The organism is Chryseobacterium sp. SIMBA_029, assembly GCF_046535275.1.
In the GTDB taxonomy this organism is placed as follows: Bacteria; Bacteroidota; Bacteroidia; order Flavobacteriales; family Weeksellaceae; genus Chryseobacterium.
The window spans coordinates 1-271 of sequence record NZ_JAWRXA010000334.1 but is presented as its reverse complement, the minus strand read 5'-3'; the positions used below and the strand labels follow the sequence as shown (position 1 = coordinate 271).

The following is a 271-nucleotide window of genomic DNA, read 5'->3' as shown; positions in this document are numbered from 1 at the left end:
CGCGGTAGTCCCGCGCTCGCTCACCACCTCGCAGCGTGTCACGTAGCCGTACTGTGCGTTGAGGAAAAGCTCCAGCGTGGTGAGAGTGCCGTCTTCGCAGCGGAAGGTCATGAGCGCGGGATCCTGCAAACCCGGGCCCGCGGCGCCGGAACTGCGGCCACCCTGCCATGAAACTTCGATGATCGGGGACCCCAACAACCAAGGGACGATGTCCAATTCGTGGATTGCCGAGTTAGTGATGGCCGATTCCGAGGTGGTTCCAGGCCCGGCC

At 63.8% G+C, this 271-nt stretch carries 1 protein-coding gene; it reads right to left on the bottom strand.

The genetic code is table 11. The features are described 5' to 3' along the window. The coding region (locus SB679_RS24355) for a Gfo/Idh/MocA family oxidoreductase (RefSeq protein ID WP_410704836.1) at positions 1-271 on the bottom strand (271 nt) is incomplete at both ends.